The organism is Rhodobacter maris, assembly GCF_900217815.1.
Taxonomy (GTDB): domain Bacteria; phylum Pseudomonadota; class Alphaproteobacteria; order Rhodobacterales; family Rhodobacteraceae; genus Rhodobacter; species Rhodobacter maris.
The window spans coordinates 116,310-135,432 of the sequence record NZ_OBMT01000002.1; the positions used below are offsets into that span (position 1 = coordinate 116,310).

The following is a 19,123-nucleotide window of genomic DNA, read 5'->3' on the forward strand; positions in this document are numbered from 1 at the left end:
CGCGCGGGGCAAGAGGCCTCAAGGTAGCGGGCGGCCCGCGGCAACCCGGGCCCAAAGCCCCGCCCAGCCGCCGTTTTCCGCCATCCAAAGAAGCACCGCACAGCCCGCCTCGGCATAGATGTCGCGGTCCTGCGCCGCCGCCCTACCCCAGCGGCGCGGCGTGGCGGGCAGGCTCTCGCGGGGCTTCTTGAGGCAGCGCGCTCCCCCCGTGCCGGGGCCGAGATAGCGCGGATCGTCCGAGACGAGAACCGCGATCCCCTCATCCATCCAGGTTGGAATCCGGTGCGACAGCTGGCCACCCAGCCCGAGCCGGGCATGGGTCTCGGTATGGGTGAGTTCATGGGTGAGGATCGTGGGCGTGCGCCCGCGCGGCGCGAGCCGCACCACGGAGAGGCTGCCCAGCGAATAGGTGACCGCCGCGGCCCCGCGCCCGCCAAGCTGCCGGTCGCAGGCCTCCGTTTCGCAGGCGAGGATGCGCAGATGCGCCTGCGCCGGGCCGAAGAGCTGCGCGATCCGCCCCCGCGCCGCGGCAATCTCGGCGGCAAGCGCCGCCCGCGCAGGGGGCGGCATCTCCGCCTCGACAAAAAGCGCGCGCGAGACCGGCTCAAGCCCATAGCAGCCCGGACAGGTTGCCCCCCGCAGCACTGGAAAGAAGGCAAAAAGCGCAAGCGCCCCGAGCCCTGCCCCGAGGGTGAGGGCCAGAATCGCTTTGCGGAAGGCTCTGATCATGGCGCGAGGATGGGCGCGCCCCCGCGTCCGCGCAAGCTCAGTCGCGCCGCCGCACGAGCTGGCGCAGCGCGCCGTGCAGCGTCTGCACATCGGCGCGGGTGAGGCCAAACCGGCTCCACATGTTGCGCAGGTTGCGCTTCATCATCGGCGCCTTGGTCTCCGGGAAAAAGAACCCCGCCGCCGCGAGCCGCTCCTCATAATGATCGCCGAGCTTTTCGATCTCGAGCGCAGTGGCGGGCTCGGAGCCGGCAAGGCCCGGGTCGACCGGCGCCACATCGGTGCTTTGGCGGCCGAATTCGTAAGCCAGAAGCAGCACCGCCTGCGCGAGGTTGAGCGAATAGAACGCCGGGTTCACCGGCACGGTGATGATCGCATTCGCGCGGATGATCTCATCGTTTTCAAGGCCGGTGCGCTCGGGGCCAAACATCACGCCCACCTTTTGCCCTGCCGCAATGCGGGCGCGCGCCTCGGTCATCGCCGCCTCGGGGGTGTAGATCGGCTTGGTCAGCTCCCGCCCCCGCGCGGTGGTGGCAAAGACGAAATCGCAATCCGCAATCGCCTCGGCTGTGGTGGCAAAGAGACCCGCATGGTCCAGCACCTGCCCCGCCGCGCCCGAGGCCATGGCCACCGCCTTCGGGTTCGGCCAACCGTCGCGCGGCGCGACAAGGCGCAAACGGTTGAGCGAGAAGTTCAGCATCGCGCGGGCCGCGCCGCCGATATTCTCGCCCATCTGGGGCCGGATCAGGATGAAGGTGGGGATCGCGTCAGTCATGCCCCCCCGATAGCGCCCCGCAAAGCCGCTGGCAAGGCGGGCCCGCCTGCGCTAGAAGGCGCGAAACCGAATGGAGAGCCCCATGGCAGAGGACCGCCCGCAGATCTACCTGCTCACGCCGCCGAGTTTCGATCTCGACATCTTCCCGGAGACGCTCTCGAAGGTGCTGGGCGCGCATGAGATCGCCTGCATCCGGCTTGCGCTGGCCAGCAAGGACGAAGATGCCGTGATGCGCGCGGCCGATGCGGTGCGGGTGGTGGCGCATGAACATGACGTGGCGCTGGTGATCGAGAACCATATCGCGCTCGTCGGGCGTCACGGGCTCGACGGCGTGCATCTGAGCGATGGCGCGCGCACGGTGCGCTATGCGCGCAAGGAGCTCGGCTCCGATGCGATCGTGGGCGCCTTTTGCGGCGCCTCGAAACATGAGGGGATGAATGCCGGCGAGGCGGGAGCGGATTACGTCTGCTTTGGCCCGGTGGGCGAAACCGGGCTTGGCACCGGCACGCGCCCCGAGCGCGAGATCTTCGAATGGTGGTCGGAGGTGATCGAGGTGCCGGTGGTGGCCGAGGGCGCACTCACCGAGGATCTCGTGCGCGCCTATGCGCCGATCACCGATTTCTTCGCCATCGGCGAGGAGATCTGGCGCGAGGAGGACCCGGCTGCCGCGCTTGGCCGGTTGATCGCGGCAATGGGCTGAGGCGGGCGGAGCGGATGGCGGAATTCTGGCTAGGTGACAGCAATGGCCCGATGGGCGATGTGGGGGCTTTCATGGCCTCCGAGCTGCGCGTCGACCGGGCGGATCTCGCGGGCCATATCGGCCAGCTCGGCCCCGGCCGGGTGCTGGTGGCGATTGTCGGCGCACCGGGGTCGGGCAAGTCGCGGCTCGCGCGCGAGCTCGCCGAGGCGCTGAATGCGAAAGCGCCCGGCATGGCGGCGGTGCTGCCGATGGACGGCTTCCACCGAGATAACGACTGGCTTGAGGCGCACCGGCTGCGCGCCGTGAAGGGCGCGCCGGAAACCTTTGACGTGGAAGCGCTTTTGGCCTGCCTGTGCGCTGTGAAAACCGCCAGCGAAGACCTTCCCGTGCCGAGCTTTGACCGCGCGGCCGACGAAGTGGTGCCCGGCGGCGCGACGATCCCGGCCGGCGCCCGGGTGGTGCTGGTCGAGGGCAATTACCTGCTCCTCACCCGCGCCCCCTGGCGCGACCTTTTCCCGCTCTTCGATCTCTCGATCCGCATCGCCGTGCCCGAGGCCACGCTCCGCGCCCGGCTGATGAACCGTTGGGCCTCTCTCCCCGAGGCCGAGGCGCGCCGGCGCACCGAAGAGAACGACCTGCCCAACGGCCGCCTGCTCGCGCAGGAGAACCGCGCCGCCGATCTCGTGATTGCCGCGCCATAGGGCTCCGCCCCTCTTCGCTACGCCCCCCCCTGCGCCGCCCAGAACTGACGCAGCGTCAGCCTTTGGGCCGGTGTGCGGCGATGCTAAGATGAGCCATTCCCCGGAGACCGTCATGACCCGACACCAGCTTGCCCATTCCTTTCGTGAGCATTTCGCCGATGGCGTGATGCATGTGCTTGGCGTTACTTTCGCCGTCGCGGCCGTCTCGGCGCTGATGGTCTGGGCGGCGATGGCCGGGCTCGGGCCGAAGATCTGGCCGCTGGTCGTCTATGCGGTGGGTCTGATCGCCTCTTTCGGCTTTTCGGCGGGCTACAACCTGACCCTTTACGCGCCCGCCCGCGCGGTGCTGCGCCGGTTCGACCATGCGGCGATCTATCTGCTGATCGCGGGCACCTACACGCCGATGGCGCTGATCGGGCTCGGAGGCGGGGTCGGCATTGCGCTCACGCTGACGATCTGGGCGCTCGCGCTCGTCGGCATGGTGATGAAGCTCGGCTTTTTCCACCGCGGCGAGCGGCTCGGCTTCGTGCTCTATCTTGCGATGGGCTGGCTCGGCATTGTCGCGATCTGGCCGCTCCTGCAGGCTTTGCCGCTCGCTGTGCTGATCCTGCTCGGCACCGGGGGCGCGATCTATACGCTCGGCACAGTGTTTTACAAGCTCAAGGGGATGCCGTTCTCGCGTGCGATCTGGCATGGCCATGTGCTCGCTGCCGCCGCCACGCATTATGCCGCGGTGATCCTGATCGCCGGGCGCTGAGCCCGGCCCTCGGGCGGGGCTCAGAGCGGGTCAATGTCGCCTTCGGCGCGCAAGGCATGGAACTGCGCCACGAAGTCGGACAGCTGCCCCGCGGCAATCGCCGCGCGCAACCCGGCCATCAGTTCCTGATAATAGTGCAGATTGTGCCAGGTGAGCAGCATGCCCGAGATCATCTCCTGGGCGCGGAACACATGGTGCAGATAGGCCCGGGAATAGTTGCGGCAGGCCGGGCAGGTGCAGGCCTCGTCAAGCGGGCGCGGATCGTCCATGTGGCGGGCATTCTTGATGTTGATCTGCCCGCGCCGGGTCCAGGCCTGCCCGGTGCGCCCCGAGCGCGAAGGGAGCACGCAATCCATCATGTCGATGCCGCGTTCGACCGCGCCGACAATGTCATCGGGCTTGCCCACGCCCATCAGGTAGCGCGGTCTCTCTTCGGGCAGGCAGCCGGGCGCGTAGTCGAGCACGGAAAACATTGCCTCCTGCCCCTCGCCCACGGCAAGGCCGCCGACCGCATAGCCGTCAAACCCGATTGCAGTGAGCGCTTCGGCCGATTCCTCGCGCAGCGCACGCGTCACGCCGCCCTGCATGATGCCGAAAAGCGCATGGCCCGGCCGGTCGCCAAAGGCGTCGCGGCTTCGTTGCGCCCATCGCATCGAGAGCCGCATCGATTTCGCCACCGCTTCCTCGGTTGCGGGCAGCGCCGGGCATTCGTCGAAGGCCATGACGATATCGGAGCCCAGAAGCTTCTGGATCTCCATCGAACGCTCGGGGCTCAGATGGTGCTTCGAGCCGTCGATATGGCTTGAAAACGTTACCCCTTCCTCGGTGAGCTTGCGCAGGCTCGCAAGGCTCATCACCTGAAAGCCACCCGAGTCCGTGAGGATCGGCCGCTCCCAGTTCATGAATTTGTGCAGCCCGCCCAGACGGGCGATCCGCTCGGCGCTGGGGCGCAACATCAAATGATAGGTGTTGCCCAGAAGGATGTCGGCGCCGGTGGCGCGCACGCTCTCGGGCAGCATCGCCTTCACCGTGGCGGCAGTCCCCACCGGCATGAAGGCGGGGGTGCGGATCTCGCCGCGCGCGGTGGAAATCACCCCGCTGCGGGCCTTGCCATCGGTGGCGGTCACGGCGAAGCTGAAACGGGTCATCGGGCGCTCCTTCGGCGGGCGATGTAGCAGCGATGTGGCAAAAGGGAAAGCCCGGCAGGCGAAGCGGGACGGATGTTTCGCTTCGGCGCTGCCGAAGCGACCCGGCGGGGGGCGCTGCCCCCCGCACCCCCCGGGATATTTCCGGCAAGGCGAAAAGAACACCCCGTGCGGGATGGTGCCATCACAATATTGTTTCACACGCCTGCGGCCTTGCGCCCCTGCGGCCGCCAGGTCATTTACTTGTGTCCCGCCGGGGCGCAAAATCAGGGCCATGCGGGCGCCGCTAACTTGACCCTTCCAGTCGGAATAGTCACTATGACATCCGCCAGGTTCGGGGCACCCCGACTCAAGCCCAAGGAGCGCCCGATGATGCTTTCGCCCGATCTGCCCCATGCGACGCAGGCGCCCCTGGCCGAGCATCAGCCGCTTGGCACCCTGCATCGCGGCTTTTCGGGCCATGTCCACAGCATCCTTGCGGCCGATCATTCCGCCGCGCTGCCGGCCGCAGAGATGGAACGGCGGCTGATCGAGCTTGGCTTCGTCGAGGGGGCGCGGGTGACGATCCTGCACGAAGGTCTCTTCGGGCGCGACCCGATCGCGGTGCGCATCAATGGCAGCACCGTGGCGTTGCGCCGCCGCGAGGCGATGGCGATCCTGGTTGCCTGAGCCCTGATGACCGACGCCCCCCGTTCCGACCCGTTCCGTCTGGCGCTTGTCGGCCCGCCCAATTGCGGCAAGACCGCGCTCTTCAACGCGCTCACTGGCGCGCGCCAGAAAGTGGGCAATTACGCGGGCGTCACGGTGGAACGCAAGGCGGGCGCCTTCGTCACCCCGGCGGGGCAGCGCATCGAACTGATCGACCTGCCCGGCACCTACAGCCTGCGCGCCCGCTCGCCCGACGAGATCGTCACCCGCGATGTGGTCCTGAACCACCACCCCGACGAGCCGCCGCCCGAACTGATGCTGGTGGTGGTGGATTCGGTGGCGCCGCGCGCGGGGCTGCGCCTCGCGATGGAGCTTCTGGCCACCGGCCTGCCGATGATCGTGGTGCTCAACATGATCGACATCGCCCGGCACCGGAAGATCGAGATTGACACCGCCGCGCTGTCCGACGAATTGGGCGTGCCGGTGATCAGCTCGAGCGCGGTGCGCAAGGGCGGGCTTGAGATGTTGCGCGCGCAGATCGACACCACCCTCGCCTTCGGCCTGCCCGAACCGGGGCCGAACCTCTGGACGCCCCCCGATGCGGCCGACCTGCGGCTGAGCCACCGCGCCGCCGACAGGCTCATTGACCGCGCGATCACCCATCCGCCCGAATATGACAGCCTCACCCACCGCATCGACCGGGTGCTTTTGCACCCCGTGTTCGGGCTCGGCTTCCTGCTTGTCCTGCTGTTCGTGATGTTTCAGGCGGTCTTTGCCGGGGCAGCCCCCTTCATGGACCTGATCGACGCGGGCTTTGCCGCGCTCGCCGAAACCATCACCGCGGTTCTTCCCGCCGGGCTCGCACAAAGCTTCCTCACCGATGCGGTGATCGGCGGCGTGGGCGGGGTGATCATATTCCTGCCGCAGATCGTGATCCTGTTCCTCTTCATCCTGCTTCTGGAAGATCTCGGCTATATGGCGCGCGCGGCCTTCCTGATGGACCGGATCATGGGCGGCGCGGGGCTGCACGGGCGCGCCTTCATCCCGCTTCTCTCCTCTTTCGCCTGCGCCATTCCCGGCATCATGGCGACACGGGTGATCGACAATCCGCGCGACCGGATCACCACCATTCTCGTCGCGCCGCTGATGACCTGCTCGGCGCGGATCCCGGTTTACACGCTGATTGTTTCCGCCTTCATCCCGGCACGCCAGATCGGTGGCATTATCAGCCTGCAAGGCCTTGTGATGTTTGGGCTTTACGCAGCGGGCATCGTCTCGGCGCTGGTCGTCTCGGCAGTGGCCAAATTCCTCTTTGCCCGGCGCATCCCCTCGCCGCCCTTCATGCTCGATCTGCCCGATTACAAGGTGCCGCGGCCGCGCTCGGTGGCGATTGCGCTCTGGACCCGCGCCGCGGCGTTCCTGCGCCGTGCCGGCACGACGATCTTTTCCATGACCGTGGTGATCTGGGTGCTCGCCACCTTCCCGCAGCCCCCCGTTGGCGCGACCGAACCGGCGATCCTCTACAGCCTTGCGGCAAAGATCGGCCAGGTCATCGAGCCGGTACTGGCGCCGATCGGCTTCAACTGGCAGATCTCGGTCGCGCTCATTCCGGCAATGGCGGCGCGCGAAATCGCGGTGGCCGGACTCGCCACGGTCTATTCGATCTCCGACACCGGGGGCGATGCGGCGCTTGCCACATTGCTGGCCAGCCAGTGGAGCCTTGCCACCGCGCTTTCCTTCCTCGTGTGGTTCATCTTCGCGCCACAGTGCATCTCCACGCTGGCGGTGATCCGGCGCGAGACCGGCTCGGCCAAATGGGTCTGGGTCTCGGTGGGCTACATGTTCGCGCTGGCCTGGAGCGCGGCCTTTGTCACCTATCATCTCGCGGTGGCGCTTGGCTGGGGCTGAGCCTCAGGTGACAATGCGGATCGGGGTATCGAGCGGGCATTCCTCAAGGTTCACGCCCGCGCCGATCCGGTCGACCACCGCATAGCGCCCCTGCGCCCCGATCGGCGCAAGCACCCCGTGCCAGGTGTTGCGCAAAAGATTGATCCCCTGCCCGGACGCCGTCAGAAAGGCGCGAAACCGCACCGGGCTGCCCCCCTCGTCCTCGGCCACGCAAACGAGAAAGGGCACCCCGTCGAGGGGCAGAAAGGCCTGCGAGCCGAGCGGATGGCGCTCGACGAGATCGAGCGTATAGGGCAGCGCGCGGGCCTGCGCATCGAAGAGCGATATGCCCGCCCGCCCCGGCGCCTCGAAACTCAGCCGTGCCAGATCGTCATGCCGCCCGCAGAGCCCCGCGTTGATCCGCTTCGTTGGCGGCCCCAGCACGTCGATGATGTCGCCAAAGGGGGCAAAAGCCTCCTTCGTGAGCGCCTCGATCCGGATCTCCTGCATGCCCGCTGCCTTTCCCCTGCGCCTCTCCGCCCAGAAAAGGCGCAAGATCAGGCAGATGCAAGACGTTTGTGCAACCGGCGCAATTTTGCGCTGGAGGCCGTGGCGCCGCGCCGGTAGCGTCATCGCAAAGGAGATCACCATGCTCGACACCGCCCTTTTGTGGGACTGGGCGTCCTTCGCGATGCGCTGGCTGCACATCATCACCGTCATCGCCTGGATCGGCTCGTCCTTCTACTTCATCGCCCTCGATCTGGGGTTGCGGAAGGTGCCGCATCTGCCGCCGGGCGCGGCGGGCGAGGAATGGCAGGTGCATGGCGGCGGCTTCTACCACATCCAGAAATATCTCGTCGCACCCGAACGCATGCCCGAGCATCTGACCTGGTTCAAATGGGAGAGCTACGCCACCTGGCTTTCGGGCGCGGCGATGCTGATCCTCGTTTACTGGCACCGGGCGGATCTGTTCCTGATCGACCCGGCCAAGGTCGATCTCGCGCCTTGGCAGGGCATGGCGATCTCGGCGGGCTCGCTCACCATCGGCTGGATCGTCTATGACCTCGCCTGCCGCTCGAAGCTCGGCCATTACCCCATGGCCTTCATGGGGCTTTTGCTGCTGGCGCTGATGGCGATGGCCTGGGGCTATACGCAGGTCTTCACCGACCGCGCCGCCTTTCTGCATCTGGGCGCCTATACCGCGACGATCATGACGGCGAATGTGTTCCTCGTGATCATCCCGAACCAGAAGATCGTGGTGGCGGATCTCAAGGCGGGCCGCAAGCCCGACCCCGAATATGGCCGGATCGCGAAGCTGCGCTCGATGCATAACAACTACCTCACCCTGCCGGTGATCTTCTTCATGGCGTCGAACCACTATCCGCTCTCTTTTGCCGGTCCTTACAACTGGGGGATTGCGACGCTCGTCTTCCTGATGGGGATCACGATCCGGCACTGGTTCAACACCCGTCATGCGCGCAAGGGAGCGCCCTACTGGACGATCCCGGCAACGATCCTGCTGTTTCTCGCCTGTGTCTGGCTCTCGACCTTCCGCGACCCGGTGCCGGAGGACGAGGCCGCCGCCCTGCCGCTCTCGCCCACGGCGCAGCGCTTCGCACAGGCGCCGGGGTTCGAGGAGGTGGCCGAGATCGTCACCGCCAATTGTGCCATGTGCCACGCCCCCGAGCCCGGCTGGGAGGGCTTTGCCACCGCGCCGCGCGGGCTTTGGCTCGACACGCCCGAGGCGGTCGCGCGTGCGGCCGAGCAGGTTTACATCTTCGCCGGTCTCACCGATGCGATGCCGCCCGGCGCCGCGAATGTCATGGAGCCCGAGGCGCGCGCCGCGATCCGGAACTGGTTCCGCGCCGCCGAACACCCGGCGCTGGCGCAGAACTGAAGCGCCCTAATCCGCGATCAGGTGAAAGAAGCTGCCGCTCACCAAGCCTCGGACGGAGCCGGTTTCGGCAACGACCCGCCCGCCCGCATCGCGTACTTCCGCCAAAGGCGCATCGGGTTGGGCGAGGATTGTCGAATAATGGAACTCGTGCCCCCAGAGCACCGCGCCCGGTGCCTGCCCGGGCATTGGCGCGCAAAGGCTGGCCCGGCGGTAGCCCAGATGCAACCGCCGCTTCTCGTAGCTCGTGACCAGCCCTAAAAGCCCCGCCATCGGATGCGAGATCCCCTCGGCATCGACAAGCGCCGTGCCAAGGACCATATAGCCGCCGCATTCGCCATGCACCGGCTTTTGGGCGGCAAAGGCCCGCAGCCCCTCAAGGAAGGTTGTCGCCGCGGCCAAGCGCCCGGCATGCAACTCGGGGTAACCGCCCGGAAGCCAGACGAGATCTGCCGAAGCGTCTGGTGCCTCATCGGCGAGCGGTGAAAACGGCACGATCTCCGCCCCGGCCCGGCGCCAGCCCGCCAGCATATGCGGATAAGCAAAGGAAAAGGCGGCATCACGAGCCAACGCGATGCGCTGCGCGGGCGGGCACGGCCAGGCGCCCTCCTCCGGCGCGGGGCCCGAGGTGGCGGCAGAAAGCAGCGCGTCAAGATCAACGTGTTCGGCCACAAAGGCCCCCAGCCGGTCGAGCGTGGCGGCAAGCCCTGCCTGCTCCTCGGCCTGCACAAGACCCAGATGCCGCTCGGGCAGCGCCAGATCGGCCCGCCGCGGCAGCGCGCCGAACACGGCGATGCCGAGGCGTTCCATCTCGGCGCGGATCATCGCCTCGTGGCGCGGGCTCGCCACATTGTTCAAAATCACTCCGGCCATCGCGGGCGCCTCGGGGTGATGGGCGAACCCGAGCGCGGTGGCGGCAGCGGATTGCCCCTGCCCCTTCACGTCGAGCGCGAGCACCACCGGCCAGCCAAAGCGCCGCGCGATCTCGGCACTCGCGCCGCGCCCCGCGCGCCCCGGATCGGAAGGGCCATCGTAAAGCCCCATCGCGCCTTCGAAAAGGACAAGATCGGCGCCCCGCGCTGCGCCCGCAAGCGCGCCCAGAAGCCCCGCATCCATCGCCCAGCCGTCAAGGTTGAAACTCGCGCGCCCCGCGGCTGCGGCATGAAAGGCGGGATCGATGTAATCGGGCCCGTTCTTGAACGGCTGCACCGCCAGCCCCCGGGCGCGGAAGGCGCTCAGAAGCCCGAGCGTCAGCGTGGTCTTGCCCGCGCCGGAGGCGGGGGCGGCGATGGCGAGGCCCTTGGGCCAGGGGGGGGCGGCTGCGGTCATGTCGGGCTCATGCCGGGGGGCGGCGGCGCTTGTCAAGAAGCCGCGCCTCCTCGGCCGCGTGGCGGATGAGCGAGAGCGTGCGGAAGGCGCCATGCGCAAGCTTGCCGAAGGGGAGGAGGAGCGCGAAGCCCGCAACCGCGCCCAGATGGAGCAGCAGCGCAAGCCCCATCAGCGGCGTCTCCCGCAGCGCAAGAAGCGCGAGCCCGGTGCCCGCGAGCGTGGCAAGCTGCACCCGTGCGAACCGGTCGATCCGCGCCAGCTTGGCGCTTTTGGGCAGCACGATCGCGCGCCCACCGCGGGTGAAAAGCAAAAGCCCCGCAAGCATCGAAAGGCCCCCCAGCGTGCCCAGCAGAACCGGCGCGCTGAGCACCGGATAGGGCGCGGGATGGCCCGCGAGATGGGCGAAAAACCCGGCCACGGTGGCAAGAAAGGTGAGCAGAAAGCCCCCGGCGAGCAGGTGATGCGCATGCCGCCGCCCCTGCCCCAACGCGCCGTCGCGATCCTCGCAATCGCCAAGGTTGCGCAGGCTCAGCGCATCGGCAAGCCCGCGGCGCAGGGCGGAAAGCGTGACCGGCGCGCCGGGGCCGCGGCTCGCCCGCCAGTAGCGCGCGAGCCGGAACGCGAGCACGAGAAGGGCAAAGCCGAACACCCCCCCCGCACCTCCCGCCATGAGCGGATGCGGCAGCACGGCATAAAAGGCGCCCGGCCCCGTCTGCGCGCCGAAGAGCACGGCCCACGGCAAACAGATCAGCGCTGCCAGCGGCAGCCCGATGAGACAGGCGAAAAAGAGCCAGATCGCCCCCCGCCCCTCGCCCCGATACTCTGCCACCCGCGCCGCAGCGAGCGTGGCGGGGAGGTTCACCGAAAGCGCATGCGGCGGCGCATATTGGCAGTCATGGAGGCAGGAACGGCAATCGTGGCACAGATGCGCGAGATGGCGCAGATCGCCCGGCGTGAGGGCGGGGCGGCGGCCTGCCGCCGGGAAGACGGCGCAAAGCCCGGTGCAGAAGCCGCAGGTATTGCATATGTTGAGCGCGCGCGCCGCGCTCTGCGGTGTGGCCTCCACGCAGGGCACGGTTTCGCTGCGCAGCATTGCAGGCGCAGCATCGCCGGGACCGACCGTTTGCGCTGCCGCCTGCCCGGCGATGCGCCCGAACACCGCGGCAATCGCCAGCCCTGCGCCGGACAGGTATCCCTCCCCCAGCACCGCCCCGCAAACCGCCGTCCCGGCCGCAAAAAAGCGTGGCGCAACACCAGATTCCTGTAACTGCACCCGTGCCTGGGCATCGATGGCGAGCCCGTGTCGGCTGAAGCCGAGCCCCGGCACGATCGGAATCGCGTGGAAAGGCGGTGTCAGATCCGGTGCCACGCTGCGCGGTGGATCGAAGGGGGTCGTAAGCGTTGTGGTGAGACCGGCAGGGTCGATGCCGCATTCCTCTGCCAGCAGCCGCGCGCTCGTGGCACGGATCGGCGCCAGGAGCAGCGGCGGCAGGGCGCGCGCAGCCTCGGCTCCCAGCACGATCCAGCCGCGCGGATCCGTGCGCGCGCGAAGCGCCCGCGCCGCCACCGAATGCCGCGCCGGGCTGGTTACCGCCGCCTCATCGTAAAACCGCTGCCCGTCGGCGCCGAGCACAAGGCCCAGATGCATCCCGTCCACCCGGCTCACGATCCCGGCATCGGCCTTCGGCGCGCGGGCATCGACGGCGACAAAATGGCCATCGCCCGGCCGACCCGCCGCCCGTGCGCCCGCGCCCAGGGCCCAGAGAACCGGCGCCCCCGCTTGCTCGGGCGTGCCGCGGTTGACAATATGAGGATGGTCCGGAACCGTGCCGCCCGCGGCAAGCACCACCGCTCCGGCGGCGATCTTGTGCGCGCCCCCCGGCCGCGCGACGACGATCTCGAACGGCCGCGTGGCGGCCGGATCGAGCAACGCCGGATCAAGCGCCTCGACGCGCGCTTCGGAGAAGAGTGCAACGCCAAGCGTCCGCGCCCGGCGCAGCAGCGCATTGACCATCGCCTGCCCGCCGCCGCGCAAAAAGACGGTTCGGCGCGAATAGGGCAGATGACCCTCTGCCCAGGGCTCGAGCCGCACGCCCTGGGCCATCAGCCAGTCGGCAAGATCGGCGGACCCTTGGGCCAGCACCGCGGCAAGCCCCGGATCGGCGCCCGCGAGCCGCCCCAGATCCGCGGCGAATTCCGCGACCGGATAGGCATCGCGCTGGACCTCCGTCTCGGTCGCATGGGCACAGCGGATGTTGCGCCCATGCCGGGCATTGCCGCCAAGCCGGGCCTCGGGCGCGGCATCGAGCAGCACGACCGACGCCCCGGCCTCCCGTGCCGCGATCGCCGCGCAAAGCCCCGCGAGCCCGGCCCCGATGACCAGCACTCCGGTACTGGCGGGAAGAACGGCAAGGGCGCGGGCGGGCGTCGTCATGATCCGGTCAGAGTAGCGAAACTGCGCCTGCCCACAAGAGCGGGCGCGGGCATGCGCAAGGCTGAAGCGCGCGGCGGGCGCATCGGCGCGACCGGGCGCAGCTTCAACGCCGCGCCTGCCCCCGGGGCCCGCAAGCGCAACGGCGGCCTCACCGGTTGCGGCGCATCAGATAAATATCCATTACCCAGCCGTGAGATGCGCGCAGGGCCGCCCGGGCGGCAAGAATGCGCGGCCCGGTCTCGGCGAGCGGGCCTGCGACCAGCACCTCTTCGGGCATCGCCACACAGCCCCCCCACCAGATCGCGATGCCTTCGGGGTCAAGGCTCTGGAAGGCGCAACTGCCGTCGAGCATCACCACCACCGTCTCGGCCCCCGCGGGCCAGCCAGTGTCCCGGATCTGCCGCCCGGTGGTGATCACCACCGGCGCGCCGATGTCATTGAGCGGGATCGCATGCGCCGCGCAGAGCGCCTGAATTGCGGTGATGCCCGGGATCACTTTCGTCTTCAGCGTGAGCCGGTGTTCGAGCCTTGCCGCGATGCGCAGGGTCGAATCGTAAAGCGAAGGGTCGCCCCAGACAAGCAGCGCGACGCGGCCCTCGAGTTTGGGACAGTGCGCCGCCATTTCGGCATACCAGGTCTCGGCAATGGCATCGTGCCACTCATCCACCCCGGCGCGATAAGAGGGGTTTTCAGCATCGCGCACCGGCAGCGCGAATTCCACCACGTTCACCGAGGCGCGTGTGACATGGCGGGCGCAGATTTCACGCCGGAGCCCCGCAAGATCTGACTTGTCGGCGCCCTTGAGCGGGATGAGGATCAGATCGGCCGCATTCATCGCCGCAATGGCCTCAAGCGTGATATGGCCCGGATTACCGGTGCCGATGCCGATCAGCGTGAGTTCGATCATGCGTCCGCCTCCGGGTCGTAAAGCGGGCCGTAGAGGATGAGTGCGGGTTTGTCGCTGCGCGCCTGCGCAAGCGATGCCGCGAGCGTGGCGACGGTCGCGCGCTGAAAGCTCTGGTCGGAGTGCCCCACCGCCTCGGCCAGAAGCGCGGGCGTTTCGGGCGCAAGGCCATGCGCGATCAGATCCGCGGCCAGTTTCGGAAAGGTGCGCTTGCCCATGAAAACAATCGTGGTCGCGCCCGGATCGGCCAGCGCCGCCCAGTTCAGCGTCTCGGGCAAATCGCCCGTCACATCGGCGCCGGTGACAAATTGCACCCGCCGCGCGGTGAGCCGGCGCGTGAGCGGCAGCCCCGCCGCCGCGGCCGCCGCGCAGGCCGAGGGCACGCCGGGGATGATCTCATGGTCAATTCCGGCCGCCGAAAGCGCGACAAGCTCCTCCTCCAGCCGGCCAAAAAGCCCGCTGTCTCCGGATTTGAGCCGCACCACGCGTTGCCCGGTTTTCGCGTGATCGACCAGAAGCCGGCTCACATGGTCCTGTTTTGGAGAGGGGCGCCCGGCGCGCTTGCCCACGGCAATGAGTTCCGCTCCCTCGCGCGCATGGCCCAAGATCGGCCCGGCAGAGAGATCGTCAAAGAGCACTACATCGGCTTTCGCGAGCCTATCGGCGGCCTTCAGGGTCAGCAGCTCCGGATCGCCGGGACCGGAGGAAACGAAGGAGACGAACCCGCTCATTCCGTGCCCTCCGGGAAGCGCGGATGGGTGCCGAGCGGGCGGTAGCGGCGGTCGTAATCACCCGCATAAAGGCGGCTCTCGTCGAACTCTTCCGCGCCGAGCGAGGCGCCCACGAGAATGAGCGCGGTGCGCTCCATCTCCGCACCGATCGCGGGGCGCAGGCTCCCCAGCGTGGCGCGCACCACCCGTTCATCGGGCCAGCTCGCGCGCCACACCACCGCCACCGGGCAATCGGCGCCATAGAAGGGGGTGAGTTTTTCGACAACATCTTCGAGCACATGGACCGAAAGATGGATCGCCAGAACCGCTCCCGTCCGGGCGAAATCTTCCAGCGTCTCGGCCGCAGGCATGGCGCTCGCCCGCCCAGAGGTGCGGGTGAGCACGACCGATTGCGCGACGCCGGGCAGCGTAAGCTCTGCTCCGAGAGTGGCGGCGGCGGCAGCAAAAGAGGGCACACCCGGCGTCACGTCATAGGGGATGCCAAGCGCGCGCAGCCGGCGGAGTTGTTCGCCCATCGCCGACCAGACAGAAAGGTCGCCCGAATGCAGCCGCGCCACGTCCTGCCCCGCGGCATGGGCCGCGGCGATTTCGTCGATGATCGCATCGAGGCTCATCGGCGCGGTGTTGACGATTTTCGCGCCGGGAGGGCAATGCGCAAGCAGCGCTTCGGGCACGAGGCTTCCCGCATAAAGGCAGACCGGCGAAGCGGCAATGAGATCGCGACCCCGCAGCGTGATCAGATCCGCCGCGCCCGGCCCCGCGCCGATGAAATGCACCGTCATTCGCCTTCTCCTTCTGCCACGGCGAGGGCCACCCCGCCGATCACTTCGCGCGCCCGCACCAGCCTTGCCCCCCGCCCCGCCGCCATGAGCGCCGCCGCCTCCGCCACCGATCCGGTGCCTTTCAGCGCCAGAACACGGGCCGATTGCGTGGGGGTCGCCACCCCCGCCACATCGACGCCAAGCACCCGATGTCCGGGCAGCGCGGCGGCAAGCTCTTGGGCCTTTTCCGCCGCCGTTGCAAGGGCATCGACCGGCCCCGCCGCCGCCAGCGCCGCGGCAAAATCCACCGTGCCGCGGCGGAATCCGAGCCCCGCCACCCTCATCGCGTCACGCTCCATTGCACCTGCGGACGTGAGGCCCCCCAGCCGCGCATCCGCCCGAGCGGTTCGGCCTCGGCGATCTCGATCCGCATCAGGCTACCGCCGTGGCAGGCATGGAGGCTCGCCAGCAATGCCTCGGTTTCGAGCGTCACGCCATTTGCGACAAGCCGCGTGCCGGGGGAAAGGATCTCCCAGAGCCGCGCATAAAGCGCTTCCGCGCCGCCACCGCCGACAAAAACGGCATCCGGGAGCGCGAGCCCCGCGAGCGCGTCGGGCGCAGCCCCCGCAACAAGCTGCATCTGTCCGCCAAGGCCAAAGGCCGCGATATTTTCGGCGATATTGGCGCATCGGTCCGCGCGCGGCTCGATCGTCAGCGCGCGCCCCCCGGCGAGGCACCACTCGACCGAAACCGAGCCCGAACCGCCGCCAATATCCCACAACAGCGCGCCCGGGCGCGGCGCCAGCGCGGCCAGCGTCAAGGCCCGAAACGGAGATTTCGTGATCTGCCCGTCATGGGCAAAAAGGCTCTCCGGGCGCCCCGGCACGCGCGAAATGCCCGCGGATGCCGGAAGATCCGCGCCATCGAGGGCCACCGCGACGAGGACGGAAACATCTTCCAAATCATAGCTTTGCGCCAGAGTGCTGCGCAAACGCTCGGCCCGGCCGCCAAGATTTTCCGCCACCACCATGCGCAGCGCGCCAAAGCCCTGATCGGTGAGCCAGTGCGCGAGATCGGCCACTGCCGCGCCATCGCGCAGCGTCACGATGATCTGCGCCCCGCGATAGATTTCGGGGCGCAGCCGCGCGAAAGGCGCGGCATGAAGGCCAAGCGCCCGCACCCGCTCGCCATGCCAGCCGAGGCGCGCACAGAGGAGTGAAACGACCCCTGCCACCGGGATCGCATGCCAATCATCAGGCGCGAGCACATCGGCGAGCCGCGCCCCGGCGCCACACCAGAACGGATCGCCCGAGGCCAGCACCACCACCGGGCGGCCGCGAACTGCCAGCACCGGCCCAATGTCAAAGGGCACGGGCCAGGGGCGGCCCCGTTCGCCCGCCCCCACCAGCGCCAGATGCCTTGGCCCGCCGAAGATCACCTCTGCGTCTTGCAGCGCTTCACGGCTTGCCAAGGGGAGGCCCGCCGGGCCATCTTCGCCCAGACCGATGATCGTGAGCCAGGGGTCAGACATGACGCGCCTCCTTTTGCTCGGCGGCACCACCGAAGCGAGCCTTTTGGCAAAAACCCTTGCAGAAAAAGGGTTTGACGCCGTCTTTTCCTATGCCGGGCGCACCGAAAAGCCGGTGGCGCAGCCGCTCCCCACCCGTATTGGCGGCTTTGGCGGCATCGCGGGGCTGGTGCGCTACCTGCAGGCCGAGGGCATCACCCATGTGATTGACGCGACCCATCCCTTCGCCGCGCAGATGAGCGCCCATGCCGTTGCCGCCTGCGCCGAGACGGGCGTGGATCTGTGCGCGTTTGAGCGCGCGCCCTGGGTGGCGCAGGCGGGGGACCGCTGGCTGCATGTGCCCGATCTCGCCGCCGCCGTTGCAGCCCTGCCGCAATACCCGGCCCGCGTGTTCCTCGCCATCGGCAAGCAGCATCTCGAAGCGTTCAATGCCGCACCGCAGCATCACTATTTGCTGCGCCTCGTCGATCCGCCCGAAGGCGCGTTGCCGCTCCCCGATGCGACCGCCGTGATCGCCCGCGGCCCCTTTGATGTTCAAGGGGATAGCGAATTGCTGCGCAGCGAAGCCATCACCCATATCGTGGCCAAAAACGCCGGCGGGCGCGGCGCAGAGGCCAAACTCATCGCCGCGCGCGCGCTTGGCATTCCGGTGATCCTGATTGATCGCCCCTATGTGCCGCAGCGCAGCATCTGCGGTTCGGTTGCAGCGGTGCTGGACTGGCTTGCCGCTCACGGCGCCACGCCCCGGGGCGTATAAACCCAGCGCCCCACCCGCCGCGTGGTGGAATTGCCCACCAGCACCACGGTGCGCATATCCGCCATCTCGGGCGTCGCCTCGGCCAGCGTGACAACGTTGATCTCTTCTTCGGGGGTTGTCACCGCGCGCGCAAACAGAATGAGCCGCCCGGGCTCGCATTCCTCGCGCAGCACCTCCAGCACACGGGCAAATTGATGCGGGCGGGATTTTGAGCGCGGATTGTAAAAGGCCATCGCAAAATCGCCCTGCGCCGCATGCCGCAACCGGCGCTCAACGAGGTCGAAAGGCTTGAGGTTGTCGCTCAGGTTGATGGCGCAGAAATCATGCCCCAAAGGCGCGCCCGCCCGCGCGGCGGCGGCGAGCATGGCGGTGATGCCGGGCAGGATACGGATCTCGGTTTCGGCGAATTCGGGCGCTGCCTCGAGCCCCTCAAAAAGCGCCGAGGCCATGGCAAATACCCCCGGATCGCCCGAGGAGACAATCACCACGCGCCGCCCTTCTGCTGCCATTTCAAGGGCATGGCGGGCGCGGTCAAGTTCCACGCGGTTGTCAGAAGCATGCAGCGTCAGCCCCGGGCGCGGCGCAATCCGCGCCACATAAGGAATATAGCCAACAATATCGGTCGCCTCGGACAGGGCCGCCGTGACCTCCGGTGTCACCAGCGCTTCATCTCCGGGGCCGAGCCCCGCCACCGTGACCCAACCGCTCATGCGAGCCCCTCCCTCTCGGGGCGCCGCCCCTCTCCATGCACGAGCACGATCGCAAAATAGGGGCAATCTTCCGCGTCGACTTCCGAAAGCCGCGCCAGCCGCTCTGTGGGCATCGTGCCGCGCTCCACGAGCCAGGCCGCCTCAAGCTTGCCCACCGCGGCGAGCGCGCGCTTGATCTTGGGCAGGTTGCGCCCGGTCTTCATCACCACAAGCGCATCGGCCGCCGCCATTTGGCGCGCGAGATCTGCCTCGGGCAGCGTGCCCGCGAGCACGGTGAGCACATCGTCACCCCAGGTGATCGGCTGGCCCGTCGCGGTCCAGCAGCCCACCATGCCCGGAATGCCGGGGATCACATCAAGCTCCACGCGGCCCAGAAGCCGCGTGTAGAGATGCATGAAAGAGCCATAGAAGAAGGGGTCGCCCTCACATAAAACAACGATGTCGCGGGTTTTCGAAATTTCAAGAAGCCTCGAAGCCCAGTCATCGTAGAAGCCCGCGAGGGCCGCAATATACTCCGGGCTGTCGAACGGAAGCTCGGTCGTGACCGGATATTCCATTGCATGTTCAACTGCGTTCGGCGCAAGCATGCCTTCAACAATGCGGCGTGCCTGCCCGGCCCGGCCCGCCTTGCGAAAATAAGCAATATCGGTCGCGGCGCGGATCGCGCGATCCGATTTCACCGAGATCAGTTCCGGGTCGCCGGGGCCAAGCCCCGCACAGATGATCCGCCCCATCT

At 68.2% G+C, this 19,123-nt stretch carries 20 protein-coding genes; 7 read left to right on the top strand and 13 right to left on the bottom strand.

From position 1 onward, the window contains the following. Positions 1 to 18: 18 nt before the first annotated feature. Positions 19 to 729 carry a hypothetical protein gene (locus tag CRO22_RS04795; protein WP_097068991.1) on the bottom strand — a complete coding sequence of 237 codons (711 nt, stop codon included), beginning with the start codon at positions 727 to 729 and terminating at the stop codon, positions 19 to 21. Positions 730 to 766: 37 nt separating this feature from the next. Next, a complete protein-coding gene (locus CRO22_RS04800; protein ID WP_097068992.1) occupies positions 767 to 1,501 on the bottom strand; it encodes an RNA methyltransferase in 735 nt (244 codons plus the stop codon). Positions 1,502 to 1,583: 82 nt separating this feature from the next. On the opposite strand from CRO22_RS04800, the gene CRO22_RS04805 reads away from it, so the two are divergent. From CRO22_RS04805 to trhA, 3 genes are all read left to right on the top strand, one after another. Next, the gene (locus CRO22_RS04805) at positions 1,584 to 2,201 is read left to right on the top strand and encodes a thiamine phosphate synthase (protein ID WP_097069207.1); all 618 of its coding nucleotides are present in this window, start codon (positions 1,584 to 1,586) and stop codon (positions 2,199 to 2,201) included. 14 nt (positions 2,202 to 2,215) lie between these two features. Then, a complete protein-coding gene (locus CRO22_RS04810; protein WP_245860886.1) occupies positions 2,216 to 2,902 on the top strand; it encodes a hypothetical protein in 687 nt (228 codons plus the stop codon). Between the two features lie 112 nt (positions 2,903 to 3,014). Continuing rightward, positions 3,015 to 3,659 (top strand): PAQR family membrane homeostasis protein TrhA, encoded by a 645-nt coding sequence (gene trhA, locus CRO22_RS04815; RefSeq protein WP_097068993.1) that lies wholly within the window; start codon positions 3,015 to 3,017, stop codon positions 3,657 to 3,659. 20 nt (positions 3,660 to 3,679) lie between these two features. On the opposite strand, the gene tgt is transcribed toward trhA, so the two are convergent. Further along, the gene (gene tgt / locus CRO22_RS04820) at positions 3,680 to 4,807 is read right to left on the bottom strand and encodes a tRNA guanosine(34) transglycosylase Tgt (RefSeq protein ID WP_097068994.1); all 1,128 of its coding nucleotides are present in this window, start codon (positions 4,805 to 4,807) and stop codon (positions 3,680 to 3,682) included. A 366-nt stretch (positions 4,808 to 5,173) separates the two neighbouring features. Between tgt and CRO22_RS04825 the strand changes: the two genes are divergently transcribed. Together CRO22_RS04825 and feoB are read left to right on the top strand one after the other, a co-directional pair. Then, positions 5,174 to 5,473, top strand: coding sequence for a FeoA family protein (locus CRO22_RS04825; protein WP_245860887.1), 300 nt, complete (start codon positions 5,174 to 5,176; stop codon positions 5,471 to 5,473). Positions 5,474 to 5,479: 6 nt separating this feature from the next. Beyond that, entirely contained in the window at positions 5,480 to 7,360 is a 1,881-nt protein-coding gene (feoB, locus tag CRO22_RS04830; RefSeq protein ID WP_097068995.1) for a ferrous iron transporter B, read from the top strand. Between the two features lie 3 nt (positions 7,361 to 7,363). Here the strand turns inward: feoB and CRO22_RS04835 are convergent, their stop codons facing one another. Continuing rightward, positions 7,364 to 7,849 carry an ureidoglycolate lyase gene (locus CRO22_RS04835; RefSeq protein WP_097069210.1) on the bottom strand — a complete coding sequence of 162 codons (486 nt, stop codon included), beginning with the start codon at positions 7,847 to 7,849 and terminating at the stop codon, positions 7,364 to 7,366. Positions 7,850 to 7,988: 139 nt separating this feature from the next. On the opposite strand from CRO22_RS04835, the gene CRO22_RS04840 reads away from it, so the two are divergent. Next, positions 7,989 to 9,236: a urate hydroxylase PuuD gene (locus CRO22_RS04840; RefSeq protein ID WP_097068996.1), complete on the top strand. Its 1,248-nt coding sequence runs from the start codon at positions 7,989 to 7,991 to the stop codon at positions 9,234 to 9,236. A gap of 6 nt (positions 9,237 to 9,242) precedes the next feature. On the opposite strand, the gene CRO22_RS04845 is transcribed toward CRO22_RS04840, so the two are convergent. The 7 genes from CRO22_RS04845 to cbiE form a co-directional block, all read right to left on the bottom strand. After that, positions 9,243 to 10,562, bottom strand: coding sequence for a cobyrinate a,c-diamide synthase (locus CRO22_RS04845; protein WP_097068997.1), 1,320 nt, complete (start codon positions 10,560 to 10,562; stop codon positions 9,243 to 9,245). Positions 10,563 to 10,569: 7 nt separating this feature from the next. Continuing rightward, positions 10,570 to 12,996, bottom strand: a complete 2,427-nt coding sequence (gene tcuA / locus CRO22_RS04850) for an FAD-dependent tricarballylate dehydrogenase TcuA (RefSeq protein ID WP_097068998.1) — start codon at positions 12,994 to 12,996, stop codon at positions 10,570 to 10,572. 148 nt (positions 12,997 to 13,144) lie between these two features. Further along, the gene (gene cobF / locus CRO22_RS04855; RefSeq protein WP_097068999.1) at positions 13,145 to 13,903 is read right to left on the bottom strand and encodes a precorrin-6A synthase (deacetylating); all 759 of its coding nucleotides are present in this window, start codon (positions 13,901 to 13,903) and stop codon (positions 13,145 to 13,147) included. Next, positions 13,900 to 14,631: a uroporphyrinogen-III C-methyltransferase gene (gene cobA / locus CRO22_RS04860; protein WP_097069000.1), complete on the bottom strand. Its 732-nt coding sequence runs from the start codon at positions 14,629 to 14,631 to the stop codon at positions 13,900 to 13,902. Before cobA ends, cobF begins: the two co-directional genes overlap by 4 nt. Next, entirely contained in the window at positions 14,628 to 15,413 is a 786-nt protein-coding gene (gene cobM / locus CRO22_RS04865; protein ID WP_097069001.1) for a precorrin-4 C(11)-methyltransferase, read from the bottom strand. The genes cobA and cobM overlap by 4 nt, the downstream gene beginning before the upstream one ends. Continuing rightward, a complete protein-coding gene (locus tag CRO22_RS04870; protein ID WP_097069002.1) occupies positions 15,410 to 15,751 on the bottom strand; it encodes a cobalamin biosynthesis protein in 342 nt (113 codons plus the stop codon). Before CRO22_RS04870 ends, cobM begins: the two co-directional genes overlap by 4 nt. Further along, positions 15,733 to 16,923 carry a precorrin-6y C5,15-methyltransferase (decarboxylating) subunit CbiE gene (gene cbiE / locus CRO22_RS04875; protein ID WP_097069003.1) on the bottom strand — a complete coding sequence of 397 codons (1,191 nt, stop codon included), beginning with the start codon at positions 16,921 to 16,923 and terminating at the stop codon, positions 15,733 to 15,735. The genes CRO22_RS04870 and cbiE overlap by 19 nt, the downstream gene beginning before the upstream one ends. On the opposite strand from cbiE, the gene CRO22_RS04880 reads away from it, so the two are divergent. Further along, complete coding sequence (locus tag CRO22_RS04880; RefSeq protein ID WP_097069004.1) at positions 16,922 to 17,677, top strand: cobalt-precorrin-6A reductase; 756 nt, start codon at positions 16,922 to 16,924, stop codon at positions 17,675 to 17,677. The genes cbiE and CRO22_RS04880 overlap by 2 nt on opposite strands. Here CRO22_RS04880 and cobJ read toward each other — a convergent pair. Together cobJ and CRO22_RS04890 are read right to left on the bottom strand one after the other, a co-directional pair. Beyond that, entirely contained in the window at positions 17,650 to 18,387 is a 738-nt protein-coding gene (gene cobJ / locus CRO22_RS04885) for a precorrin-3B C(17)-methyltransferase (RefSeq protein ID WP_097069005.1), read from the bottom strand. The two genes, CRO22_RS04880 and cobJ, sit on opposite strands and share 28 nt — an antisense overlap. After that, positions 18,384 to 19,121, bottom strand: a complete 738-nt coding sequence (locus tag CRO22_RS04890) for a precorrin-2 C(20)-methyltransferase (RefSeq protein ID WP_097069006.1) — start codon at positions 19,119 to 19,121, stop codon at positions 18,384 to 18,386. Before CRO22_RS04890 ends, cobJ begins: the two co-directional genes overlap by 4 nt. Positions 19,122 to 19,123 lie beyond the last annotated feature (2 nt).